Origin of the sequence: Novosphingobium sp. SG751A (assembly GCF_013149295.1) — a bacterium.
GTDB lineage: Bacteria > Pseudomonadota > Alphaproteobacteria > Sphingomonadales > Sphingomonadaceae > Novosphingobium.
Window position 1 is genome coordinate 1 of the sequence record NZ_JABGCB010000033.1, and the last position, 25245, is coordinate 25245.

At 62.7% G+C, this 25245-nt stretch carries 23 protein-coding genes and 1 pseudogene; 10 read left to right on the plus strand and 14 right to left on the minus strand.

Annotated elements, in window-relative coordinates; translation table 11 throughout:
• Positions 1–128 (minus strand): annotated as a pseudogene (locus FHW96_RS24345) (electron transfer flavoprotein subunit beta/FixA family protein); the annotation flags it as partial.
• A 131-nt stretch (positions 129–259) separates the two neighbouring features.
• On the opposite strand from FHW96_RS24345, the gene FHW96_RS24350 reads away from it, so the two are divergent.
• Together FHW96_RS24350 and FHW96_RS24355 are read left to right on the plus strand one after the other, a co-directional pair.
• A complete protein-coding gene (locus FHW96_RS24350; RefSeq protein WP_172343159.1) occupies positions 260–997 on the plus strand; it encodes a FadR/GntR family transcriptional regulator in 738 nt (245 codons plus the stop codon).
• Between the two features lie 105 nt (positions 998–1102).
• Complete coding sequence (locus FHW96_RS24355) at positions 1103–2293, plus strand: CaiB/BaiF CoA-transferase family protein (protein WP_172343160.1); 1191 nt, start codon at positions 1103–1105, stop codon at positions 2291–2293.
• A 41-nt stretch (positions 2294–2334) separates the two neighbouring features.
• Here FHW96_RS24355 and FHW96_RS24360 read toward each other — a convergent pair whose 3' ends face one another.
• On the minus strand, positions 2335–3474 hold the full coding sequence (locus FHW96_RS24360) for an acyl-CoA dehydrogenase family protein (protein ID WP_172343161.1): 1140 nt from the start codon (positions 3472–3474) through the stop codon (positions 2335–2337).
• Between the two features lie 132 nt (positions 3475–3606).
• On the opposite strand from FHW96_RS24360, the gene FHW96_RS24365 reads away from it, so the two are divergent.
• Entirely contained in the window at positions 3607–4833 is a 1227-nt protein-coding gene (locus FHW96_RS24365) for a LysR family transcriptional regulator (protein WP_172343162.1), read from the plus strand.
• 7 nt (positions 4834–4840) lie between these two features.
• On the opposite strand, the gene FHW96_RS24370 is transcribed toward FHW96_RS24365, so the two are convergent.
• The 5 genes from FHW96_RS24370 to FHW96_RS24390 form a co-directional block, all read right to left on the minus strand.
• On the minus strand, positions 4841–6328 hold the full coding sequence (locus FHW96_RS24370) for an aldehyde dehydrogenase (RefSeq protein WP_172343163.1): 1488 nt from the start codon (positions 6326–6328) through the stop codon (positions 4841–4843).
• A 30-nt stretch (positions 6329–6358) separates the two neighbouring features.
• Positions 6359–7987, minus strand: coding sequence for a GMC family oxidoreductase N-terminal domain-containing protein (locus tag FHW96_RS26875; RefSeq protein WP_172343164.1), 1629 nt, complete (start codon positions 7985–7987; stop codon positions 6359–6361).
• Complete coding sequence (locus FHW96_RS24380) at positions 7984–9294, minus strand: MFS transporter (RefSeq protein WP_172343165.1); 1311 nt, start codon at positions 9292–9294, stop codon at positions 7984–7986. The genes FHW96_RS26875 and FHW96_RS24380 overlap by 4 nt, the downstream gene beginning before the upstream one ends.
• 114 nt (positions 9295–9408) lie before the next feature.
• Positions 9409–10341, minus strand: coding sequence for a PDR/VanB family oxidoreductase (locus FHW96_RS24385; protein ID WP_172343166.1), 933 nt, complete (start codon positions 10339–10341; stop codon positions 9409–9411).
• A gap of 145 nt (positions 10342–10486) precedes the next feature.
• Positions 10487–11800: a Rieske 2Fe-2S domain-containing protein gene (locus FHW96_RS24390; protein ID WP_253951237.1), complete on the minus strand. Its 1314-nt coding sequence runs from the start codon at positions 11798–11800 to the stop codon at positions 10487–10489.
• A 312-nt stretch (positions 11801–12112) separates the two neighbouring features.
• Between FHW96_RS24390 and FHW96_RS24395 the strand changes: the two genes are divergently transcribed.
• The 4 genes from FHW96_RS24395 to FHW96_RS24410 all read left to right on the plus strand — a co-directional run bounded on the left by FHW96_RS24395 (position 12113) and on the right by FHW96_RS24410 (position 17583).
• A complete protein-coding gene (locus FHW96_RS24395; RefSeq protein ID WP_172343167.1) occupies positions 12113–14278 on the plus strand; it encodes a TonB-dependent receptor in 2166 nt (721 codons plus the stop codon).
• Positions 14279–14337: 59 nt separating this feature from the next.
• A complete protein-coding gene (locus tag FHW96_RS24400) occupies positions 14338–15117 on the plus strand; it encodes an SDR family NAD(P)-dependent oxidoreductase (protein WP_172343168.1) in 780 nt (259 codons plus the stop codon).
• Between the two features lie 147 nt (positions 15118–15264).
• Positions 15265–16308, plus strand: coding sequence for an aromatic ring-hydroxylating dioxygenase subunit alpha (locus FHW96_RS24405; RefSeq protein ID WP_172343169.1), 1044 nt, complete (start codon positions 15265–15267; stop codon positions 16306–16308).
• Positions 16309–16383: 75 nt separating this feature from the next.
• Positions 16384–17583 (plus strand): MFS transporter, encoded by a 1200-nt coding sequence (locus FHW96_RS24410; protein ID WP_172343170.1) that lies wholly within the window; start codon positions 16384–16386, stop codon positions 17581–17583.
• Positions 17584–17687: 104 nt separating this feature from the next.
• Here FHW96_RS24410 and FHW96_RS26570 read toward each other — a convergent pair whose 3' ends face one another.
• Entirely contained in the window at positions 17688–17822 is a 135-nt protein-coding gene (locus tag FHW96_RS26570) for a hypothetical protein (protein ID WP_256432904.1), read from the minus strand.
• On the opposite strand from FHW96_RS26570, the gene FHW96_RS26365 reads away from it, so the two are divergent.
• Complete coding sequence (locus FHW96_RS26365) at positions 17794–18066, plus strand: flotillin domain-containing protein (protein WP_253951238.1); 273 nt, start codon at positions 17794–17796, stop codon at positions 18064–18066. The genes FHW96_RS26570 and FHW96_RS26365 overlap by 29 nt on opposite strands.
• 108 nt (positions 18067–18174) lie before the next feature.
• On the opposite strand, the gene FHW96_RS24415 is transcribed toward FHW96_RS26365, so the two are convergent.
• Entirely contained in the window at positions 18175–19053 is an 879-nt protein-coding gene (locus FHW96_RS24415) for an AraC family transcriptional regulator (protein ID WP_172343171.1), read from the minus strand.
• 133 nt (positions 19054–19186) lie between these two features.
• Here FHW96_RS24415 and FHW96_RS24420 point away from each other — a divergent pair, with 133 nt between their 5' ends.
• Entirely contained in the window at positions 19187–19930 is a 744-nt protein-coding gene (locus FHW96_RS24420; protein WP_172343172.1) for an SDR family NAD(P)-dependent oxidoreductase, read from the plus strand.
• Here the strand turns inward: FHW96_RS24420 and FHW96_RS24425 are convergent.
• Positions 19923–20780, minus strand: coding sequence for a LysR family transcriptional regulator (locus FHW96_RS24425; RefSeq protein ID WP_253951239.1), 858 nt, complete (start codon positions 20778–20780; stop codon positions 19923–19925). The two genes, FHW96_RS24420 and FHW96_RS24425, sit on opposite strands and share 8 nt — an antisense overlap.
• 100 nt (positions 20781–20880) lie before the next feature.
• Here FHW96_RS24425 and FHW96_RS24430 point away from each other — a divergent pair, with 100 nt between their 5' ends.
• Positions 20881–21888 (plus strand): zinc-dependent alcohol dehydrogenase family protein, encoded by a 1008-nt coding sequence (locus FHW96_RS24430; RefSeq protein WP_172343173.1) that lies wholly within the window; start codon positions 20881–20883, stop codon positions 21886–21888.
• Between the two features lie 349 nt (positions 21889–22237).
• Here the strand turns inward: FHW96_RS24430 and FHW96_RS24435 are convergent, their stop codons facing one another.
• The 4 genes from FHW96_RS24435 to FHW96_RS24450 all read right to left on the minus strand — a co-directional run bounded on the left by FHW96_RS24435 (position 22238) and on the right by FHW96_RS24450 (position 25043).
• Positions 22238–22765 carry a hypothetical protein gene (locus FHW96_RS24435; RefSeq protein WP_172343158.1) on the minus strand — a complete coding sequence of 176 codons (528 nt, stop codon included), beginning with the start codon at positions 22763–22765 and terminating at the stop codon, positions 22238–22240.
• Between the two features lie 82 nt (positions 22766–22847).
• Positions 22848–24236, minus strand: coding sequence for a PLP-dependent aminotransferase family protein (locus FHW96_RS24440; protein ID WP_172343174.1), 1389 nt, complete (start codon positions 24234–24236; stop codon positions 22848–22850).
• Positions 24237–24277: 41 nt separating this feature from the next.
• Positions 24278–24565, minus strand: coding sequence for a hypothetical protein (locus FHW96_RS24445; RefSeq protein ID WP_253951240.1), 288 nt, complete (start codon positions 24563–24565; stop codon positions 24278–24280).
• Between the two features lie 52 nt (positions 24566–24617).
• Positions 24618–25043, minus strand: coding sequence for a DUF983 domain-containing protein (locus tag FHW96_RS24450; RefSeq protein WP_172343176.1), 426 nt, complete (start codon positions 25041–25043; stop codon positions 24618–24620).
• Positions 25044–25245 lie beyond the last annotated feature (202 nt).

The window sequence follows — 25245 nt, forward strand, 5'->3', positions numbered from 1 at the left end:
ACCGCGATCTCGTCAAACGGGTTCATGCTCATCTTCACATTCGACAAGTCAACACCCGTGCCATCCGCCTTCACACGTGGCTTCACGTTGTAATCAAGTACTCTTTTGACAGGCACGACAATCTTCATATACGGCATCCTCATTTAATGGTCATACCATTATAACATTGCACACCTCTGTCAAGGCGCTACGGTCTGGCCATTGCTCCTTTTTGCGCAGGCGTTATACCAGAAGGCGTTTCCTTACAGAGTATATCGCCATGCCACTTGCGCCCGCCGCCCGCCCTAATTTCGCCCCCATCAAGACCCAGCGCACCTTTGAAGTGATCTGCGAACAGATCAGGGCACGACTGGCCAATGGATCATTGAAAACGGGTGATAAATTGCCCGCTGAACGTGAGCTGGCGCTGGAGTTTCAGGTGAGCCGCAGCGCACTGCGCGAGGCGTTGCGCAGCCTGGAAATGGCCGGGATCATCCGCAACACCAAGGGCGTGAAGGGCGGCTCCTTCATTCAGGCGGCCGAACCAGACCGCATCATTCAGGCGATGCAGGACTATGTGCATCTGGGCAATGTCTCGCTCGAGGAACTGACCGAGGCGCGTCTTGCCACGCTGGATATCATCGTGCGCCTCGCCTGCGAAAGGGCGACCGAGGCGGATCTGGCCGAATTGGAGGCGATTGCCGAGCGCACCAAGCAGGAAAGCAGCGTTGAGGCGCGCTATGAATGCGCCGCGCAATGGTATGAAGTGCTGGCCCGGGCCACAAAGAACCGGATTTACGGCATTTTCGTCAATTCGCTCTCCTCGATCCTGCATGAATTCGTTCAAGGCCCCGATTATCAAACCTTGCAGGAAACACTGATTGATTCGCGGATGCGCCTGATCCGCCACTTGCGCAAACGCGATGCCGAGGCCGCCGCGCTGGAAATGCGCAAGCATCTCGAACGCATCCATCGCCATGTTCGCAAAAATATGAAGGCGCGCGCGACCGCAGGCTAAGCGCCTTTTCACCCCCATCAATCCATCGCCGCACATGATGCGCGATTGACCCGCCTGCACCCTCATGCAATAGGTAGGACCATTATACTATTTGAGGGAGAGCTCATGTCCAACCCCTATCCCGGCCCCGCCCGCGAAGCGCTTTCGGGCATTCGCGTGCTGGATTTCACCAGCGTCATGGCCGGCCCCTTTGCCTCGCGTATGCTGGCCGATCTGGGCGCGCAGGTGGTCAAGATCGAATCGCTCGAAGGCGATCAGGTCCGCGCCCGGCCCCCCCGGCGCGATGGGCGCAGCGCCTATTTCGGGCATCTCAATGCGGGCAAGCAATCGCTGGCCTGCAATCTCAAGGCCCCCGCCATCCGCGATCTGATCCAGCAGATGGTGCCCGGTTTCGACATCGTGATCGAAAATTTCCGCCCCGGCGTGATGGAGCGCTTCGGGCTGGATTACGCCACGCTGTCGGCCATCCATCCTCGCCTGATCTATTGCTCAATCTCGGGCTATGGCCAACATGGGCCCAAGGCGCATCATCCCGCCTATGCCCCCGTCATCCATGCGGCCAGCGGGTTTGATATGGTGAACCTGAACTATCAGGACGATGCGCAGCGCCCCGCGACAAGCGGCGTTTTCATCGCCGATGTGCTGGGCGGCACCCATGCCTTTGGCGCGATACAGGCCGCGCTCTATCAGCGCGAAAAGACCGGTGTGGGCCAGAATATCGACGTTTCCATGCTGGAGGCCATGGTGGGCATGCTGGTTTATGAGACTCAGGCCGCGCAATTTCCCGGCGATGCGCGCCGCCCGCTCTACACTCCGCTGCGCACGCTGGACGGCTTCATCATGGTCGCGCCCACCAGCCCGCGCAATTTCGAGCAGTTGACGCAGGCCGTCGGCCATCCCGAATGGCAGCAGGACCCGCGCTTCCTCACCAACGCCGACCGCAATGCCAATTGGGCCAAGCTGCTCTCGCTGGTCGAGGAATGGACCCGCCTTCAGACCGGAGCGCAGGCCGAGGCCATTCTGGCGAGCCATGGCGTGCCTTGCGCGCTCTATCGCGGAGTAGAGGAAGTGCTGGACGATCCGCAACTGGCCGCAAGAGGCGCCTTTACCCGGATCGACGATGGGGCAGGTCCCTATCTCGTCACCAATCCGCCGTTCCGCATGAGCGACTCGCGCTGTCATGCCCGCAATCATGTTTCGGCGCTGGGCGCGGATGGGGCGGCGATCCTGACGGCGGAACTGGGCTTGTCGGAAGGTGATCTGGCCGCTTTACGTGCGGCAGGCGATCTGATCTGATCATCGTGGCGGGGCGCACCACGCGCCCCGCCACTTGTCGATTAACGCAGCAATTCGCGCGCAATCGTGTTGCGCTGGATTTCCGAGGAACCTTCATAGATCCGCGTGATGCGGATATCGCGATAGAGCCGTTCGATGGCAAAGCCCTTGCAATAGCCCGAGCCGCCAAAGATCTGGAGCGCGGTGTCCACGGTGCGGCTGCCCGCCTCGGTGGCGAACAATTTGGCCATCGAGGCCAGTTCGCGCTTCTTCTCGCCCTGATCGTAACGCCATGCAGCATCCAGCAGCAGAAGACGCGCCGCGCGCATGTCGGTCGCCATGGTGGCGATATAATGGCGGATGGCCTGAAAATCGGAAATGACGCCGCCAAAAGCGGGGCGAACCTTGGATTCGGCAATGGCCAGTTCCAGCGCATATTCACCCATGCCCACGGCCGTCGCGCCGACATTCATCCGCCCTTCGTTCAATCCTTCAAGCGCATAATGGAACCCGCGCCCTTCCTCACCGATCACCGCATCGGCGGGCAATTGGCAATCGTCAAAAGCCAGTTCATAGACCCCCGGCGAGGCCGTGCCCATCAGCTCGATCGTGCCCGTCACCGCAAAGCCGGGCGTGTCCTTGGGCATCAGAAAGGCGGTGATGCCGCCGCGCGGCCCCTTGGATTTATCGGTATAGGCATAGACGATCACGTAATTGGCGTTTTTGCCGTTCGAGATATAGGTCTTGCTGCCATTGATTACCCAGCCATCGGCATTGCGCACTGCGGTCGTGCGCATCGAACCGGGGTCGGAGCCGGAGTTAGGCTCGGTCAGGGCAAAGGCGATGCCGATCTCGCCGGTGGCCATGCCGGGCAACAGGCGGGCTTTCTGCTCCTCGCTGCCATGCTGGATAATATTCTTGGCGCCCGGCCCCATCAGCGGGCGCAATTCGGTCCAGAACTGGGGAGGCAAACGCGCCAGCTCGATCTGCACCACCGCCTGCGCCAGCGCGCCCAGCCCCAGGCCGCCATGCTTCTCAGGCAGCGCCATGGCGAAATAGCCGTTTTCGACCAGCGTCTTGCGCACGATCGGATCGACCTTGCCGGTTTCGTGAAAGGCGCGTTCATGGACCAGCAGGCCATTGACGATCTGACGCGTAACATCGCGAAATTCAGCGATTTCCTCGGGCAATTCAAAGTCCATCTGCATCCTCCTTGTGGAACGGGTTTGGGCGCTGCGGCACCAATTCACTAATGGTCGTACCATTTAATAAAAGGTCAGTCCATTTGAATTTCACGATTGGCGCGAGGCCGTCCTTCCCCTACAATCGCCCCCATGGCAGCCGATCCTTTCGACCTGAACCTGCGGCATTTGCGCGCTCTGCTTTATATTGCCGAAAAGGGCAGCATCACGGCCGCCGCCGACAGCGTCAGCCTCTCGCAACCCGCGCTCACCCAAGGACTGGCCAAGCTGGAGCGTCAGTTCGGCTATACGATGTTCGAGCGCAGATCAGGCGGCATGGTACCCACGCCCATGGGCGCCATTGTAATCGAGCGCACCCGCGCCGCGCTCGATCATCTTTCCCATGCCACCAAGGGCCTTTCGGCGGTTTTCCAATATCCCGAACGCCTGATGACGATGACCCAGCTGCAGGCCTTTCTCGCGCTGGTCGAGGCGGGCGGTTTTGCCGCTGCGGCGCAAAGCAGCGGCATGTCGCAAACGGCGGTCCACCGCGCCGTGGGCGATCTGGAGCATATGATCGGCGGGCAATTGGTCGAGCGGCGCGGGCGAGCGGTCTGGCTCAATCAATCGGGCAAGCGCCTTGCGCGCGGGGCGCGCCTGGCGGTGGCCGAAATCATCGCGGCGGTGGCCGATCTGGGCTTTGACAGCGGGGGCGAACAGATCGCTTTTGGCGCGCTGCCGCTCTCGCGCCCCTATCTGGTGCCCACGGCCATGGCGCACATGGCCAACAGTCATCCCCATGCTGCCTTCAAGGTGCTGGAGGGAAGCTGGCGCGAACTGGTCGAACCGCTGCGCGATGGCGAGATCGACATGATCGTGGGCGCGCTGCGCCCCTTTGAGATCGCAGACCTCTATCAGATGCCGCTTTATGAAGACCGGCTGGTCATCGCGGCGGGCAGCCGACATCCGCTGGCCGGCGTGGCCGAACCCACGCTGGAGCAACTGGCCTCCTATCGCTGGATCGTGCCGCCCGCCAATTCGCCGCTGCGCGAACAATGGCAGCGCCTGTTCGATGGCGCGCCCCTGCCCCCTACGCCGGTGGAATGCGGATCGGTGATGATTATCGGCCGCCTGCTGACCGAGGGCGATTTTCTCACCCTGCTCTCGCCCGATCAGGTCGCACTGCAAATCCGCAGCGGACTGCTCACGCAGATCGGCGCACCGCTCGAGCACAGCCGCCGCGTCATGGGCATCACCACGCGGCGCAGTTGGCGCCCGACCGCCACCCAGCATCATTTTCTCGAATGCCTTGAACAGGTGGCGACCGTCATGCGCTCAAGCACGGCCCAGCCCGAGCAACGCGGCACGGGCTGGGTATAATCGCGCTTCAGTCCAGATTGATCCACACCGACTTGGTTTCCAGATAATCCTCAATGTGATGCGGCCCGGATTCGCGGCCAAACCCGCTCAGCTTGTAGCCGCCGAAAGGCACGCCCGGATCGAGCATCTGATAGCAATTGACCCAGACCGATCCGGCCTGAATGCCGCGCGCCATGCGATGCGCGGTGGACAGATCGCGCGTCCAAACCCCGCTGCCCAGGCCAAAGGGCGTGGCATTGGCCCGCGCCAGCACTTCCTCAACCGTGTCAAAGGCAAAGGCGCAAAGCACCGGGCCGAACACTTCTTCGCGCGCGATGGTCATATCATCGGTCACGCCGGTAAATATCGTGGGTTCAACGAAAAAGCCCTTGTCCAGCCCGTTGCCGCCCATGCGCGCGCCGCCCACCAGCGTGCGGGCGCCATCCTGCCCGGCCTCGCCGATAAAGCCCAGGATACGCTCCATCTGGGGCGCGGAAACCACCGGGCCGATCTGCGTTTCGGGGTCCAGCGGATCGCCCACGCGAATGGTGCGGGTGTAATCGGCCAGTCGGGCCATGAATTCATCATGGATCGAACGCTGGACAAACAGGCGCGTACCCGCGCTGCAAATCTGGCCCGCATTGGCGAAAACGGCCATGGCGGCGGCGGGCACCGCCTTGTCCAGATCGGCATCGGCAAACACGATGTTGGGCGATTTTCCGCCCAGTTCCACGCTCACCCGCTTCATCGTCGAGGCGGCGGCATGCAGGATCTTTTCACCCACGCCGGTCGATCCGGTAAAGGCGATCTTGTCGATGCCGGGATGCGAGGAAAGAGCCGCCCCCGCATCGCCCAGCCCGGTCAACACATTGATGACGCCTTCGGGCACCCCGGCTTCAAGGCACAATTCGCCAAAGCGCAGCGCCGAGAGCGGAGTCTGTTCGGCAGGTTTCATCACCATGGTGCAGCCGCTGGCCAGCACCGGGGCCGCCTTCCACACCGACATGCCGATGGGGCCGTTCCACGGGTTGATGGCCGCCACCACGCCGATCGGTTCTTTCAGCGTATGCGAGAGCACATCACCCGGCGCCGAATTGGGCAAAGTGTCGCCCGCGATCAGGGTCGCCTGCCCCGCGTAATAACGCAGCAGCGCGCCCGCCCGCCCCTTGCCCAAAATCGTGCGCGACACCGGCGCGCCCAGATCGAGCGTATCGAGCATCGCCAGTTCCTCAAAATGCTCCTCTACCAGATCGGCCAGACGCAGCATGATACGCTGGCGCTCGGCCGGCTTCATCCGCCGCCATGGGCCTTCAAAAGCCGCGCGCGCGGCCGTTACGGCGCGATCAACATCCTCCGCTCCGCCCTGCGCGACACGGGCCAGCAGGTCGCCGGTGGCCGGATTGCGCGTCTCGAAACGCTGGCCCGACAGGGCAGGCACGCGCGCGCCGCCGATCAGCATGTCCTGTTCCATCCGGTCGAGCATGGCGGGGCGGTTGCGCATCAGGGTCATTTCCATGGGGGATCTCTCCAAATCTGTCCGGCGGCCTCAGGCCGCGATGTTCGAACTTGCGGCGTCTTCCAGAATGAAAGCGGCCGCGCGCTGGGCAATCATCATCGTGGGGGCGCTAGTGTTGCCGCTGATAATTTCGGGCATTACTGAGGCATCGACCACGCGCAGCCCCGACACGCCGCGCACGCGCAACCGCCCATCGACCACCGCCATCGGATCACTGTCCGGCCCCATCTTGCAGGTGCCGGTGGGGTGATAGGCGGTGTTGACGATCTGGCGCAGGGCGCTGTCGATCTGGGCATCGCTCTGCACATGGGCGCCCGGCTCGATCTCGGCCCCGGTCATCGGCGCCAGAGCGGGCTGGGCAAAGATGCGGCGCGCCTCGCGGAAACCGGCGATCAGCGTGCGCATGTCATAGGGATCTGCAAAGAAATTAGGGTCAATGACGGCCTTATCCTCCGCCCGATTGCTGGCCAGCCGCACCGATCCCCGGCTTTTGGGGCGCAGCAACTGGATCAGCGCCATATAGCCATGCTCGGAGGGGATGACGCGGGCATTGGCCTTCAGCCCGACCAGAAAGGTGATCTGAATATCGGGCCGCCCGCTGCCGTCGGTGCAGAGGAAACCGCCGCATTCGGCCACATTGCTGGCCAACATGCCGTCGCGCCGCAGCAGGTAGCGGAAAGGACTGAGCAGAGCGCGGCCATAGGTGCGCGGCGAAAGCGCATAGGATTCCGCGCTGGGGTTTTCCATCGACAGGTGGACCGTGGGATGATCCTGCAAATGCGCGCCCACGCCGGGCAGATCGCACAGCACATCAATCCCCCTTTCGTGCAGATGCGCCGCAGGGCCGATCCCGGAAAGCATCAGCAGTTGCGGCGAATTGATCGCCCCGCCGCACAGTACCACCTCGCGCCGGGCGGAAAGCACGCGCCTTTGCCCGGCCTGCTCGATCTCCACCCCGCAGGCGCGGCCTCGGTCAAACAGGATGCGCCGCGCCAGCGTATCGGACAGCACGGTCAGATTGCGCCGGTTCAGCACCGGATGCAGAAAAGCGCGCGCGCTCGACAGGCGCGTGCCGCGCCGCTGGTTGAGGTCATAGGGGCCGAAACCGGCCTGTTTCTCGCCCGCGAAATCCTCGTTGCGGGCGTGGCCTGCCTGCCCCGCCGCCGCGATGATCGCATGGGTAATGGGGTTGAGCGAGGCGGGTCGCTGAACATCGAGTTCGCCGCCCTTGCCATGCCATGGTTGGTCCGCCCCGGCGTAATTCTCCACCGCCATGAACGCGGGCAGGACATCCTTATACGACCAGCCCTGATTGCCCGCACGCTCCCAGCCGTCATAATCCTCGCGCTGGCCCCGGATATAGACGCCGCCATTGATCGCACTGCACCCGCCCAGCAATTTGCCGCGGGGAAAGCCGATGCTGCGCCCGCCAATCGCCTCATTGCCCGACAGGCTGTGCTTCCAGTTATAGCGCTCATGCGGGATCAGGAAGATATTGCCCACCGGCATGATCGTCTTGATATTGACCGGCCATTGACGGTCCGAAGGCCCCGCCTCGATCAACGCGACCCGGTTGGCCGGATCGGCCGAAAGGCGATTGGCCAGCAGACTGCCCGCCGATCCCGAACCGATGACGATATAATCGAATGTGTCGCTCACCCTTGAAGATCCTCGGTTCGGCCCCGGCCCAGCGGGGGAATATGGCCGCGAACGGCCAGAAAACTTGCCATATTGACCACCATCAGCGCGCCCAGCGTGGCGAAAAAGCCCGCCCAGCCCACCACCAGCCACGATCCGGCAAAGGCGCTGGCCAGCGCGCCGATGCGCCCGGCAGCCCCCATCAGCCCCATGCCCCGCGCCCGCAGCGGCAAGGGAAAGGCATGCGCGCCCAGCGCAAACATGGCCGATTGGGCGGCGCTGGCCGTCAGGCCAAGCAGAGCCAGGGCGACCATCACGCCCGCCCCGTGCCCGGTCAGCAACATCGGCAGAGAGGCCAGCAAGGCGCAGACCAAAGCCCCAAGCCCAGCCATAAGCGGCAGCGTCAGCCGCGACCCCACCCGCATGATCGCCAGAGCCGCCAGCATCGCCCCTGCCGTACCGCCCATGTTGAACCATGTCAGACCCAGACTGGTTTCACGCAACGAGAACCCCTGCGCCGAGAGCAGCATGGGGGCCCAGTTGAACATCAGATAGATCAGAAACATGCCTGAGAGCATCGCGGCGGACAGCCCCATCGTGCTGCGCGCCAGATCGCCTTTCAACAGCTCTCCCAAAGGAGGGAGCGCCGCAGCGGCACGGGGCGCAGCGGCAGAGGAGGTTTCCCCCAGCCGCCGCAGCAACCGCGCCAGTTCATCCCGCCGGTTTGCATCGCGCGCCATAAAACCCGGCGATTCCGGCAGACAGCGCAGCAGAAACAGCGCAACCACCATGGTCAATGCACCGCTGGCCCAGAACAGCCAGCGCCAGCCCAGCAAGGGCAGGAGCGTTGCCGCCATGCCGCCGCCCAGAATGCCGCCGATCGACACGCAGACCACGCCAAATGTGACCGCAAGACTGCGCCAGCGGGCCGTGGTGAATTCGGCAATCATCGCCGCCGCCGTGCCGGGCACACCGCCCAGCCCGACCCCGGCCAAAGCCTTGAGCAGCGCCAGATGCCAAACCGCCCCGGCACAGCCGGTCGCCAGCGTCGCCGCGCCGAACAGCGCCACCCCCAGCAACAGCGCCACGCGGCGCCCATACTGATCGCCGATCTGGCCCGCCAGCAGCGTGCCCAGGGCCATGCCCACAAAGCCCAGCGCGAAAATGCCGCCCAGAACGCTGCGTTCCAGCCCCCATTCATGGAGCAAGGCCGGAGCGGCCAGCCCGAGCATCTGATTGTCCAGCCCGTCCAACACGACCGTCAGGGCAATCAGCATCACCACGCCCAGCCGATAAAGCCAGACCCCACGCGCCGGACGGCGGGGCATTTCTGTTGCACAAAAGCCCAAGATCTTCTCCTCGCGCGGTGCGGCGATTGTTTCGCCGCTTATCCGTCAAACCTGCGCGGCCCCGCCTTCAGGCGAAGCAAGGCCGCGACTCTGTCAGATATCCAGCACCAGCCGGGACGATTTCGACCCCGAACAGCAGACCATGATCGAACGGTTGCCAGCCTTGTCGGCATCGGTCAAAAAATGGTCGCGGTGGTCGGGCAGGCCTTCAAGCACCTTGACCTCGCAAGTGCCGCAAACGCCCTCGCCGCAGGCGAAGCCGATGTCGATCCCCGCCGTCAGCAACGCGTCGAGCATCGTTTCGCCTTCTTCCACGGCGATGGTCTTGCCGCTGCGGGCCAGCTCCAGCGTATAACCGCCTTCGGTGGCCACCACGGTTTCGGCGCTGAAATATTCGATGTGAACATGGCCCTGCGGCCGGTCGCCGTTGATCGCCACAAAGGCGTCGAGCATCCCGGAAGGGCCGCAGCAATAAAGATGGGCATCGGCCGGAGCGTTCCGGCTGATCGCCTGCAAATCCAGCCTTTGTCCGCCCGGCACGCCGTCAAAGACGACGGTGACGCCATCATATTCGGCAACATGATCGACATAGGCCGCGCGGCTGGGCGTAGCGGCGACATAATGCAGCTCCCAACTGCGCCCCAGCCGATTGAGCCGCGCGATCATCGGCAACATCGGCGTAATGCCGATGCCCCCGGCGATCAGCACCGTATGAGCGGCATCCTCGACCAGCGGGAAATTGTTCTTAGGCTCGGAAATCTCGACAATATCGCCCGCGCGCCAGCGTTCATGGATATGGCGCGATCCGCCCCGACTTTCCGGCGAGAGATGGACCCCGATTTCGTAATGCGTGCGGTTCGCCGGATCATTGGCCAGCGAATAGCTGCGCGTCAGCCCCGGTGACAGTTGCACATCAATATGCGCCCCCGGATCGAAGGAAGGCATCAGCCCGCCGCCGACCGGCTCCAGAATAAAGGACAAAATGCCTTCGGCCTCCCAACGGATGGCCCGAATACGTGCCTGCATCACACTCTCCCTTTGGCGCGATGCGTATCGTGACAGGTTCGGGCCGTCATGGATCGGCGGCCTTTCCTTGCCAGTATGCGTGTCGTCACCTGATTACCCGTTTTTTGGGCAGGCCGGCGCATGGATCGCGCCGGCCTGCGATTGCTTATTCCGCAGCCTCGGTCCTTTCGGGCCAGCGCACCGCCTTGGTCAATGCGACCTCGTAGGCCTGTTGCAGAGTATCCTGCGGATTGTGCAGGAAAGATCCGGCGCGGGCACGATAAAAGACCGAGGGATCCTCCACGCCCGGCGGCACGGTGCCCTTGGTGGCCAGCGCGCGGGCGGCCAGCAGCACCCGGCGGCGCACGCGAGCGATCATCTGGTCGGTGGGGGCCAGATTTTCAAAGCTGTGGTCGGTGATCGGCCCCATGCTTTCGGTCACGGCCTGATCCTGCATGGTGATGTTGGGGATGCCGGTGAACTGGGTGCCGTTGCGCTGGCTGTCGCGGTCAATGGCCCAGTCGTTGGCCTCGCTGTCGGTCGAGCGCCAGCGGCCGTACCAGTCGGTGGTGTTGGGCGCATAGCTGATTTTGTCGAACAGCGGCGTGCCGTCCTTCAGCGTCGAGGTATAGGCCGGATTGCCCGCATCCACCCCGCAGGTGATGTCAAACAGCATCGAATGCTCATCATCCATCGGCACCCATGCGCGGGCGATGGCGCGGGTGGCAAAACGGTTGTTGGGGGTCTGGGTCCAGAAGGGGAACATGTAATGGGCCACGCGCCATGACATCTGCCCATCGTCATTGGGGCGATAGCCGCCATACATCACGCCCCAGTCGGCCTGCGCCACCTCATATTCGGGCGCGCGGTTCAGCACGGTCGGGCGCATCGGGTGATCTTCGTCCAGATCGTCGGCATTGATCGAGCCGACATGCAGGAAGCCGACATGGCTGGTGTCAATGTCGCCTTCCAGCGCCTGAAGCCAGTTGCAGTCGCGCTGGAGGCACCAGATCTCGGCGTCGGGATGCATCGTCGCCTCGATTTCGGGCAGAGGCGGCGGGCTGGCCTGATTTTCGCCCATATAGACCCAGATCAGCCCGTTCGCCTCATGGGTCTTGTAAGCCTTGGCATGGACCTTTTCCTTGAAATCCATCCGCGCGGGCACCGAGGGCATATCGACGCATTTGCCATCCACGTCGAATTTCCAGCCATGATAGACGCAGCGGATGCCATTTTCCTCATTGCGGCCGATGAACAGCGAGGCGCAGCGGTGCGGACAGCGGTGATCCATGATGCCCACCCGGCCCGAGCTGTCGCGAAACGCAATCAGCTTTTCGCACAGGATCATCAGGCGCACCGGGTCGCCATCGGCCTTAACCTCGGAAGAAAGGCAGGCCGGCATCCAGTATTGGCGCATGAACGCCCCCATGACCGTGCCAGGCCCCACCCGGGTCAGATCGATACTGTCATTGGACTGCATTGTCAGGCTCTTCCTCTGCTTTTGGCGGGTCCGGCCTTGCGCATCCCTGTTGTGGAGCGGCGGCCTGCCCTGCCGTGAACTTGTGCCGCCCTTGTTAGAGGCACAGGCTTTGACGCCCCAATCGGAATAAGGTCTTACCATTCAAAAAACGGGACGATCTACTTGCGACCATTCACGCTTTGCTGCTTTTGTGGGTTGCGAGGCGGTCTTGAAGCCGCCCGATTTATGGGGAGAACCATTCGGATGCTGTACAAATCCGGTTATATATCAGCCATTTTCGCGCTTTCTGCGACATCATTGCCGGCATTGGCCATGGCCCAGCAAGCAACACCCCCGGCCAACGCGCCGGCCAGCGAGGATATCATCGTCACGGCCCAGCGCCGCGAAACCACCGTGCGTGAAGTGCCCTTTTCGATGGCGGCCTTTGGCGGCGAACAATTGCGCACCCAGCAGGTGTTCAGCCCTGCCGCGCTGGTGCAACAGATCCCCGGCATCACCATCAACACGGCGGACAAATCGCTTTCCATCGTGGCGATCCGCGGGAATGTTTCCACCTTCCGCACCGCCACGCTGGACACGCCCGTCGCCTATTTCATGGATGACGTCTATTACGTGTTCAACAATGATCTGAACGCCAATTTCTATGACATCCAGCGCGTCGAAGTGCTGCGCGGGCCGCAGGGCACCTTGTTCGGGCGCAATGTGGTGGGCGGGGCGATCTCGGTCGTCACCAACAATCCGGTGATGAAGGATGACTATTTCGGCGAAGTGACCGGCGGCAATGGCGGCTATCTGCGCACCGAAGGCATGCTCAACACCACGCTGGTCGATGACAAGCTGGCCGCTCGCGTATCGTTCAGCACCGAACATTCCGACGGCCTGATCAACACCCCCAATCAGAGCGGCCATTACGGCCAGACCGATGGCTATGCGATGCGCGGCAAATTGCTGTTCAAGCCCAGCGATCGGCTCAAGATCATTCTGGCGGGCGATTATTCCTATACCAGCGGCAATGGCGGCGCGATTCAATTGGGCATTGGCGGCAATCAGACGATCCCGGCCACATTCGGCAATTTCACCGATGCGCGCTGGACCAACAATGATTACGCCCGCTCGCCCTATAGCCAGCGCCTGCGCGGCGGCTATCTGCGCGGCGATCTCGATCTGCTGGGCGGCACGTTGACCGCGATCACCGGCTATCGCATGAATGACAGTCATGCGATCAACGATGACGTGCCCACCGGCACGGTGACCCCGGTGTTCGACCGCCGTCAGGATGTGCGCAACCGCAGCTTTACCCAGGAATTGCGCTTTGCCTCGGCGCCCAACCGGCTGTCCTATGTGGTGGGTGCCTATTTCCTGTCGGCCGATGTTTCGACCACGAATACGTTCAATTACAGCCCCCTGCCCGGTTCGGCCACGGGCGGCGCGATTCGCCCAAATCCGGGCATCACCAATATCGTGCGCGTCCAGAACGGCGATGTCCGCTCGATTGCGGTGTTTGGCGAGGCGACCTTCAAGGTCACCGAGAAGCTGGCCGTGGTGGCGGGCGGGCGCTTTACCAGCGACCGCAAGAACATCACCTATCACGCCTACAGCAACAGCGACCCCGGCGCGATTGCCGCCTTCGGCTTCCCCGGCGAGGTCAATGCGGCGGGCGGCAAGACATGGGACGCTTTCACCCCGCGCTTTACCGTGAAATATGAGCCGGTGCGCAAGGTGAACCTGTATGCCACCTTTGCCCGCGGCTTCAAATCGGGCGGTTTCGTCGACAATGCCTATCGCAACCCCACCATCCCGCTGGAGCCGGAAAAGGCGCGCAATATCGAAATCGGCGCCAAGACCCGGTTGATCGACAACAAGCTGGATTTCAACGTCTCGATCTTTGATCAGCGGACCAACAACCTCCAGAACTTCTCGGGCGCGGGCGGCATTGCCCATACCTATAACGGCACGTTGCAGATGCGCGGGCTGGAAATGGAAAGCGTGTTTCGCCCCACCCCCGCCCTGCGGCTGAGCGCGAATTACACCCATTTGGCGGGGCGCTATACCTCGCTGCGCGATCCGCTGGTCAATGTCGATTATTCGGGCAATCCGGCCAAGTTCGCCCCGCGCGATTCCTTCACGGTGGGGGCCAGCTATGCCCTTGCCCTGCCCAGCGGCGCCACGCTGACCCCGCAGGCCGATTTCAACTATTCAGCCCGCATTTCCACTGATGACGCCAATACGCTGCGCCTCTATCCCAATCTCTATGACAAGACCGAGGGCAAGACGCTCAACGCCCGCCTGACCTTTGAAGCGCCCAGCAAGCGCTGGCAGATCAACGCATGGGTCAAGAATCTCACCAACAACTTCCAGATCGTCAATGCCGATGACATCACCTCCTTTCTGGCGGTGCCGGGTCGGGGCGCGACCTATTGGAAGATCTTCACCAATCAGCCGCGCACCTTTGGCCTGACGGTCTCGCTGCACCCCTGATCGCCTGAACACCGGGAGGGGCAAGGCTGTCCCTCCCGGCCAGCATGAAAGTTTCCCCCATGTCCGACACATTCACCCTGCCCGCCAATGGCAGCTTTTCTTTTGAGGGGCGCTGTGCCCTGATCACCGGCGGCGGCCGGGGCGTGGGCGAGGCCATCGCCCGCGAGATCCACGCAGGCGGCGGCAAGGTGGCGGTCAGCGATGTCGATCCGGCCGCAGCGCAAGCCGTGGCCGCCTCGCTCGACCCCACCGGGGCCAGCGCCATCGCCATCACGCTGGATGTGCGCGCCAAGCAAGACTTCATCGCCGCGCGCGACCGGATGGTGGCCGCATGGGGCCGGGTGGATATCGTCGTCAACAATGCCGGCTATGCCAAACGCACCCCAACGCAGGACATCTCCCCCGAAGAATTCGACGAAATCGTCCAGATCAACATGCGCAGCGTATTCCTGAGCTGCCAGATCTTTTCCCGGCATATGCGCGAGAGCGGCTATGGCCGGATCGTCAACATCACCTCGCTGGCCGGACAGAACGGCGGAACAGTGGCCTCGCCCCATTATGCCGCGTCCAAGGCGGGGGCCATCATGCTGACCAAATATTTCGCGCGTGAACTGGCCGGGACCGGTGTGACGGTCAATGCCATCGCCCCCGGCCCCATCGACACCGCCAAGGCGCGCCTCAGCCCCGAGCAGATCGCCCGCGTCGAGGGCGAAGTGCCGATTGGCCGCTTTATGAAAGTGGGCGAAATCGCGGCGGCGGCGGCGCTGTTGGCCTCGGACCGGGGCGGTTTTTTCGTGGGCGCCACGCTGGATATGAACGGCGGGCTTTACCTGCGCTGACCTATTCATAAGGCGGGGTGCAATCATCCCGTTTTTATTATGGCTTTATAAGATTGCGATTGGCCTGCCCCCGCCCTCGCCCATAATCTTGCACCCAACACAAAGAGCGCCTTAATCCTTGGCGCCGCCAACATTCGGGAGATCATCATGTTCATTCGCAACACATGGTATGTCGCCGCCTTTGCCGATGAAATCGCGCCGGGCAAGACGCTGGGCCGCCGTTTCCTGAATGAGGCGGTCGTGTTGTTCCGCACCGAAGACGGCCAGATCGCCGCGCTGGAGGATCGGTGCAGCCACCGCGCCATGCCGCTGAGCAGCGGGCATGTTGAAGGCAATATCATCCGCTGTTGCTATCACGGGGTCGAATTTGACGGGCGCGGCACATGCACCCGCATCCCCAATCAACAGCGCATCCCGGCCGCCGCCAATGTGCGCCACTATCCGGTGGTGGAAAAAGATCACCTGATCTGGATCTGGATGGGCGAGGCGGCGCTGGCCGATCCCTCAACGATCATCGATTCCCCCGAACACAATGATCCGCGCTGGAGCTGGCGGCCCTACAATTTCCATGTGAAGGCCAATTGGCAGCTCATCATCGACAATATCATGGACCTGACCCATGTGCCCTATATTCACGCCCGCACCATCGGCGGCAACCCGGAGCAGCATTACGGAGCCGACACCAAGGTGGAGTTCGACGGGCGCAAGGTGACCTTGCTGCGCCAGATGCCCAATTCGGTGCCGCCCAAATCTTATGTCGACGCCGGAGGTTTCAAGGGCCGGGTCGATCGCTGGCAAGAGGTGCGCTTTGAACCGGCGCGCGGGATGAACTGCCGGGTGAATGCCGGGGGCTGCGATGTGGGCACGGGCGCCTATGAAGGTCGCCGCGACAATGGCTTCATGCTGGCCAACAACCATTTCATCACCCCCGAAACCGAAACCACCAGCCATTATCTGTGGACCATCTGCACCACCGCTTCGCGCGAAAGCGGAGTGCCAGAAGTGTTGTTCGACCAGTTCTTCGACACGATCACCGAGGATGAAGTGACGTTGGAGGCCCAGCAATTGCGGATCGACGACCAGCCCGAGCGGCCCTTCGTCGGCATCGCCAGCGATGGCGCGGTGAACCAGACCCGGCGGCTGTTGAGCAGCATGCAGGAAGCGGAGCAGGACCGCCGCATCCCGGCCTGAGGCCGCCCATTCCCGATCACCTGCGGCCTCGCGCGCGCTGCGCGCGGGGCCGTGCCGTTTTAAAAGGCCCCCGCAATGGACCAGCAAAGGCCCGCTCCTCTCTGGCTGCTTGGCCTGATCGCGCTGGGCGCGGTGATGACGGCGCATATTCTCATTCCCGCCCTGCCCTTTGCCGCCGCCTCCCTGGGGGCGAATGCGCGCGAGATGCAGTGGACGGTCAGCGTCTATATCGTCGGCCTTGCCATCGGTCAGTTGATCTTTGGTCCGCTGGCCGACTGGATGGGGCTGCGGCGTATTCTGATCGCGGGCCTGTGCCTCTATATTCTGGCCAGCATCGCGGCGGGCATGGCGATGCAGGCCAGAACGCTGGTGGCGATCCGGCTGGTGCAATCGCTGGGCGGGGGCGTGGGGCTGGTGCTGGCGCGGGCCATCGCCCGGCGCGGCTGCGAGGCGCGCGAGGCCACAAGGCGGCAGGCCATGATGAACCTGCTGATTACGCTGGGGCCTGCGCTTTCGCCGCTGCTGGGGGGCACGGTCGCGGCGCTGTGGGGCTGGCGGATGATCTTTGCCCTGCTGGCGCTGTCCGGATGCATCAATCTGATCGCAACCCTGCGACTGATCCCCGATACGGACAGGTCCGAAGCATCAGGCGGCACGGTCATGCGTCATTACCTCCAATTGATGGTCACCCCCTATTTCGTCGCCTGCTCGATTGCGGGAGGGTGCTTCACAACCTCGATGTATGCGCTGATCGGGGCCGCGCCCTTTATCCTCGTCCGGCAATTTGGCTATACGGCGGGCCGGATAGGGCCGATGCTGGCGCTGGCCACGGCGGGCATCTGGCTGGGCAGCATCGCGGCAAGCCGGATGGCCCCTCGGCTGCGCACCGACCATCTGCTGATGGCAGGTGGGGCCTGCGTCTGTTTCAGCTCTTTTGGCTTTCTGATCCTCGTCCTGAAAGGCGGGCTGACGGTTCCGGCTCTGATCGCCACCATGGGGGTTTTTCTCTTTGGCGTCGGCCTGTCGGGACCGCCCGCGCTGACGCTGGCGATCAGCGTCAACCCGCTGGCCATGGCCTCGGGATCGGGGATCTATGGCGCCACCCAGATGGCGATAGGAGCGCTTTGCTCGATGGCAAGCGCACAATGGGCGGATCCGGCGCGCGGCGCGGCCGTGACTGTCGCGACGGCGTCATGCGCAGGGCTGCTGGCGCTGGCCATGATGCAGTTTATGCGATTGAAAACTTGTCCCAATAAGCCCTTTCTCACAGGATAATCTGGTCTGTACGCAAAAGGGAAGTCCTGCATCAGGCTGTAGGCTGACATATCGCGCGCCCGACTTCGGGGACACGGCCCCGCGCAACAGCGCTCTTCACCGGATCAATTCTCTTTCTTCCACCCCATCGCCGCCAGCATGACATCGAAAAGGCTGGTGTTGACAAGGAAACCATGTCCCCGGCCGGCGCCCTGCCCATTGGCTGCGGGGATGACTTCCTGGCCGGCGCGGGTTAGCATTGTCGATGCACGCGGGCTGCATGGCAAAGGATCGGATACAGTGCAGGGCGAAGGCCATTCAAACCTTGCCGATGCCGCTGTGGCAGCTGCGATGCGCTATCGTGTGGGCGGACCGCTGATCGATGGCTTGATGGCTGATTTGGGTATGACTGGCGGAACGCTAAACGGTATGCTGGCCGGTACGGGTGCAACTCCATCTCGCAACGAGGCGGCTGCGTGTTCAGCGACAGCAAACCAGGCATAGGGGTATCACGGCGGGCCGATATCGGGCCGCCGCTTGATCGAGCGAAGTCGGCAACGAACAGCGAGTTTCAGGGCGTCCGCCGGAACCATAAGCAGGTAAACGCGTGCTTCAGAGGCTTTCGCGTAATCTGGTGATGTCGCGCGATGGCGACAGGCCGAATTGGCGGGCATATTCGCGGCTGAACTGGGTTTGGCTTTGATAGCCCACATCCATCGCGACCGATGTGACATTGCCCTCGCCCGCCATCAGCAGCGAACGCGCGTGCAACAGGCGCACCTGTTTCTGGTATTGCAGCGGGCTCAACATGGTCACAGCCTTGAACTGGCGGTGAAACGCCGAAACACTGAGCGCCGCCATGGCCGCCAGAGCTTCGACCCGCAGCGGCTGCGTAAAATTTTGCCTGATCCATTGGATTGCCGTGCCCACCCGGGCCAATGTCGTCCCCGGCGTGGCAATCGCTCGCAGCATCCAGCCCAATGGCCCCTGCAACACCCGAAACAGGATCTCCCGCTCATAGGGCGGCGCCAGCACGGCGATCTCGTCAGGGCGATCCATCAACCGCAGCAGCCGCACCCAGGCATCCAGCAAATCCTCGGTAATGGGCGCCACGCAAAAAGCAGCCCCGTCCACTGGCCCGCCGGGGGCATTGGGCGCATCGGCCAACAGTGCGGCGATGATCCTGGGCTCCAACGTCAAGCTGACTGCCAGATAGGGCGCACCATCATCCGCAGGATGCACCCTGCCCACCGCAGGTAAATCCACCGAGATCACGAAATAGGTGGCCGGGTCGTAACGCAGTGTGCGCCCGCCTACCGTCATCGTCTTCGCGCCTGTCAGGATCAGGTTGATCATAGGATCATAAACAGCGGCAAGGCGATGCTCGGCAATTTCGCCCTGCACCATGGCCACCCGCGCAATTCCCGACTCTGTCCGGCGGTTTTCGGCCCGCGATGCCAATCTGCGCAGTTCGGACAGCTGGGTTTCCATGTGTCGCGCTGTGTCACACCCGATTGAGCCCGGCAATGGCAAAGCAGGAATAGGCATGAATGCAGGAGGATCATGGGCGCACGCTCCTGCTTGAAGCGTCTAGATTCGCCGCATCATAGCGAAGAGGACGACCATGAGCATTGTCATCATTACCGGCGCCAGTCGCGGCCTTGGCGCCAGCATGGCTCGCCATTGCGCCAGGCGCGGGTTTGGCACCATCATCACTTACCGGACAGGTCGGCAGGAAGCCGAGCAGTTGGTCGCCGCGATTGAGGCTGAGGGCGGCAAAGCAGCGGCCTTGCCGCTTGATGTCAGCGACATCGCCGGCTTCCCCGCCTTTTGTGCGATGGTGTGCGACGCTTTGGCCAGTGTATGGCAGGCCACGAACTTTGGCGCGCTGGTCAACAATGCGGGGCATGGGCAATTCGCGCCCATCGCCAATGTCGCCGAAGATGATTTTGACGCCCTGTTCCGCGTCCACCTCAAAGGGCCGTTTTTCCTGACGCAGACCCTGTTGCCGTTGATGGCGGATGGCGGCCACATCGTGAATGTCACCAGTGCCACCACCCGCATCGCCACGGCGGGCGTCGCGCCCTATGCCGCGTTCAAGGGCGGGCTGGAGGTGTTGACCCGCTATATGGCCAAGGAGTTTGGCAAACGCGGCATTCGCGCCAATGCCATTGCGCCGGGGGCGATCCGCACGGATCTTGGCGGCGGCATCAACGCCGAATTCGAGGCCATGCTGGCCGGACAGACTGCGCTGGGCCGTATTGGCGAACCCGACGATGTGGGCCAGATGGTGGCCGGCCTCCTGTCTGACGACAACCGCTGGATCAATGCGCAGACCATCGAAGTGGCGGGCGGTTACATCATCTGAGCGCCACGCTTTCCACCATCAGGTCAACCAAGGCACGCAGGCGCGGCAGGCGCTTCAGGTCACGGTGATAGCCCAGCCATGTCTCGCGGCTCGGCGGGGCGCAGCCAAGATCCACCTCCACCAGACCCGGCGTGGCGGCGGCCAAGGGCTTGGGCAAGACCGCCAGCCCCGTACCCAGTGCGCAGAGCTGCGCCTGCATCTCGCGGCTGTTGCTGCGGGCCACGATGCGTGCAGCGGGCAGGCTCTGCATCAGCCAGCCGACATCGGGCATCCCGCCAAAGCCGGTGTCCATCACCACCACCGGCACATCATCACCCAGCGCCCCATAGCCCGCCGGGGCATAGAGCGCATAGGGCACCGTCATCAGCCGCCGCGCGATCACTTCGGGCTCGTCAAACGGGGCGATGCGCAGCACCAGATCGGCCTCGCGGCGGGCGAGGCTGTAGATGCGCGGATCAGTCAGCGTTTCGACCACCACGCCGGGATGGCGCTGGTGGAAGGTGGCCAGCATGGGCGCCAGCACGATCCGCCCGAACCAGTCCGAACAGGTCAGCCGCAACACGCCCTCCAAGCGCTGCTCATTGCCCGCCAATTCGCGTGAGAGCGCCTGAGCCTCGGCCTCCATACGCTCGGCATGGCGCAGCATCACCGCGCCTTCATCGGTCAGCACAAAGCCATCGGCGGTGCGCTGAAACAGGGCGGTGCCCGTCGCTTCCTCCAGCGCGCGCAGGCGGCGGCCCATGGTCGGCTGCGACTGACCCAGCCGCCGCGCCGCTGCGCCCAGCGTGCCTTCGCGCGCAATGGCGAGGAAAACCGGCAGATCGCTCCATTCAAGCGGCGTGGAAGACATGGCATATCCAAACAAATATGAATGGATATCATGCATCATCATTGATTTTCATTCAAGGATGATCGGCGCACCATCAGGGCATCAAACAGGAGATACCCCGATGACCCGTAGCCCCACCATGCTCGCCGCCATAGCCGATACCGCCAATGGCCCCTTCACTCTGCGCAACGTCGCCCGCCCCACCACTGGCGCGGGCGAGGTTCTGATCCGCGTCCATGCCAGCGGCACCAACCCGCTCGACACCAAGATCCACGCAGGCGAGGCTGCCCATGCCCGACGCCCGTTGCCCGCCGTGCTGGGCATGGATGTGGCCGGCGTGGTTGAACAGGTTGGCGCGGGCGTCACCGGTTTTGCGCCGGGAGACGAGGTCTATGGCCTGATCGGCGGTGTGGGCGCCCTGCCCGGCACGCAGGCGCAGTATGTCGCCGCCGATGCCCGCCTGCTGGCGCATAAGCCCGCAAACCTGACGATGCGCGAGGCGGCGATCCTGCCGCTGGTGGTGATCACCGCGTGGGAAGGGCTGATCGACCGCGCCGCCATCCGCCCTGGCGACAGCGTGCTGGTGCAGGGCGGAGCAGGGGGCGTCGGCCATGTGGCGGTGCAGATCGCACTGGCCCATGGCGCCCGCGTGTTTGCCACAGCCTTTGCCGCTGATCACGATTACCTGCGCGCGCTGGGCGCCACACCGATCGACGCCACGCTGGATATGGACCTTTACGTGGCCGAACACACCGCAGGGCGCGGCTTTGATGTGGTCTATGACACCGGCGGCGGAGCGCTGCTCGATGCCTCGTTCCGGGCGGTGCGGCGTTTTGGCCATGTGGTCAGCTGCCTTGGCTGGGGAGCGCATGCGCTGGCCCCGCTATCCTTCAAACAGGCCACCTATTCGGGCGTCTTCACGCTGCACACGCTGCTGGCCGACGAAGGGCGGACCCATTACGGCGAGATCCTGAGCGCCGCCGCCGCCATGGCCGAAGGCGGCCACCTGCTGCCCCGGCTCGACCCGCGTCAGTTCACGATGAACCAGATCGGCGATGCCTATGACGCGGTGACCGGCCGCAATGGCGCCCGGCGCGCGCAAGGCAAGATCGCCATCACCATCGCCTGATGCACGCTGAGAGGAAGCACTCCATGAACAATACACAAAGCAAAGTCTGGCTGAGAACCGGCCGCTCATCCGGCTTTGGCCGCATTGATGTGCTGGTCAACAACGCAGGTTCGGGCTGGTGGGCGCGGCGGAGGCGTTGCAGCCTCATGAATACCGCCCGATGTTCGGCACCAGCCTGTTCGGCCTGTTCGAGGTGGCGCGCAGCCCTGCCTCTGATGCGGCGCCATGGCGGCGGGCGGATCGTCAGCTCCGCTTTCTTTATGCACAAACCCAGCCCCGATCAGCTTGGATTTTGCGAGATTTCTCTCATTTCCGCTGGAGGTATTTGCCGCGATAGGGCCAAAACGCTTCAACGTATAAAACTGAACCAACCAGCGGCAACATCACCATAGACCCACGCAAGCGCGCTGATGGTCACCGCGATGCTGAAATAGATCTTTTCTCGCAGCAGGGAGTCGCGCCTGCGGATCAACGCATCACGCAAAGGCTCGATCGCGTGCTTCAAGGCCTCAAGATGCTGAATGCCTTCTTCATTAAGAGCGTAGCCGGCTTGTCCGAGGCGATCATACAGATCGGCCTCTGCGGTCGGCTTCGCCACCAGAAACACCGCAAGCGTGAGCACGAACGCCAAGGCGCCGCCCAATCCGCCCACGGCCCTATCGCCCCAGCATCCGGCGTAAACAATCCCGATCAGGGATAAGGTGAGAGCGACCAGCATCGTTATGAAAATGCGCAATTCGCTGGTCCATTGCGCGCTTCCAGCTTCATCGTTCCTGTTCCGGTCCTGATCGTAATGCCATTTGACGGCGAAGAACATGGCGGTAGCGATGACGCTACCCTTTAAAATCAGGAATATTACTGGAACCCAATCCATCATGGTGTCCTAACAGAAGTCATATTGGGTGAGGTTTCAAATCCTGTCCTCACCCGCCAAATTTGCGACATATCGGCCGAGGATATCAGACCAGATTGATCTTGCGCGGTGCCTGCGGACCAATCAGGGCAGACAGCAGGTTGAGGCCACGCCGCAATTGATCGCGCCCTATCGCTCCGCCAACCGAAACCCGCACGGCGGCGGGCCTGCTTGATGGTTTTTCGGCCGCGAAAGCATCACCGGGGATCGCGGGCAGGCCATGCTGGCGCAGCGCATCGCAAACGTGGCGAGCATCCAGATCCTCCGGCACCTCGACCCACAGGTGATAGCCATAGTCCTGCGCGCGGAAGCTGCCTGGCGAGAGGCTTTCCCGCACGATATCCTGTCGCAGACGAGCCTCGGACCTTACCTCGTGTATCAGCTTGTGGAACAACCCGCCCCTGACCCAGTCCGTGACAACGGCGGCATTGAGCGGCGGCGCCATGATCGCGGTTTCATGCATATCGGCAGCCAGTCGCCACGCGCCCGCAACATTGGGTGCGCGCAGCCACGCCACGCGCAAGCCGGGGGTCAAGACTTTCGAAACGCTCGCGATGTGCCAGCTTTGGTCGGGCACATAGGAGGTGATCGGGGGCAGAGGATGGTCTGGAAGCCAGCCATAGGCATCGTCCTCGATCAGCAGCAGATCGTGCTTTTCGATCACCGCCGCTATTGCCTGCCTGCGGGCATCGGACATGGTGATGGCGGTTGGATTGTCATTCGTTGGTACGAGGTAGATGCCCCTTAGCCCGTCGCTCGCGCAAGCCTGGTCCAAACTGGTGGGATCCATGCCATCGGCATCCGAGGCGATGACATGCAACGTCACGCCAAACCGGCGGGCCAGCGCGAGCAATCCAGGATAAGCATGGGCGCAGACCGCCAGCCTGTCGCCAGACTTGAACTGGGCACTGAAGATGGCATGGAGCGCATTCTGACCGCCCGCCGCCAAAAGCACTGTGTCCTCGGAGCAGGGAATACCACGGGACATGAGCAGTTCGGCTCCAGCCCTGCGCGCCGATGGCGCACCGCCGCTGCGCTGGTACTGGAGGGGCGCCGCAGCCATGTCAGCGCTGAGCAGACCTGCCACACTGTCGCGAAAGGCCTGAGCAAGCGTGCCGCCAAAGCCTTCGGGCGGGGCGTTCATCCCGGTATCGCCGGGATCGTCAGCGGAAATCGAGGGAGCCACTTTGTCCCGGGCCTTCACATAGCTGCCGCGGCGGCCACTACCCTCGATCAGACCAAGCCTTTGAGCCTCGCCATAGGCGCGGGTTACGGTGGTCAGATCCAGACCAAGCATGTCAGCCAGCGCTCTTTGCGGCGGCAGCCGGTCGCCGGGCGTCAGAACTCCCGCCTCGATGGCATCGGCCAGAGATTGGGCAATCGCAAGGTATTTAGGGCCGCTTGCCGCGTCAATGTCAGGCGTCCAATCGGTCATTGTGAGGCTCCAACCCTTTTGCAGGCATTTTGCATGGATCATCAGTCCCGATGATTGAAAACGGGGCGGCCCGCAAGCACGTTCCTCGCCATTTCCCCACTATCATGCAGCGCGAGCATTCCGCCCGGCGTCGTATCATCCCAAAGGCCGGGATCGGCATATTGCCGCAGCGCCGATTCATAGCGGCCAATGCGGGCCGTTTCATGTTCCAGCAGTGCTGCGGCGTCGGCGATTTCCGGAAAATCCTCTGCCTGTCCTGCGCGGATCATGGCGGCAAGATCCGGCCTGTCGATAGCATCATACACTTTCGCAACCAGATGCTCGGCCAAAGTCAGTGTGTTACCGCCTGTCGCAGTAAGATCGACATTCTCTGCGTGCATGTCAATCAGCCTTGTCTTCGGCGCGGGCGTGCAGTTCGGCCCACAGCCTTTCGGTGCCTGCCTCCTGCGCGTGATTGACATAGGCCGAGGCGACCAGCCACCCCTTGATATAGGGCAATGGCAAGATGCAGCCGAGCATCATCAGCGGAAGCGATGTGACCAGATGCACCCAGTAGGGCGGGTCAAACGCGACCTGAAGCCAGACAACAAAAAAGGACAGCGGAAAGGCCACGATGCAGAGCGAAAAGAACGCTGGACCATCGTCCGGCGCCGCAAAGTTATAGTCCAGCCCGCAATTGGGGCAGCGGTCCTGCAGCTTCAGCCAGCGCTTGAACATGGATGCCTTGCCACAATTCGGGCAACAGCCCTTCATGCCGCAGCGAAAAATCCATTTTCCTTTATTTTCAATCAGATTTGTGGGTTTCATCGGCCTTATCCCTTAAAGGGGCACTGATTCTGCAGCCCATTTACAATGCATACATATTACATGCAATAATCCATACATTGTGCAAGCAAAATTTCACGTCACGGATCGTTAGCGTCCGGGCTCGTGGTGTAATTTCCGGTGTAGATTGAGGCGATCGCATGGGGTGGGGCATGCCCCACCCCATGCGATTTCGATCTCGGTG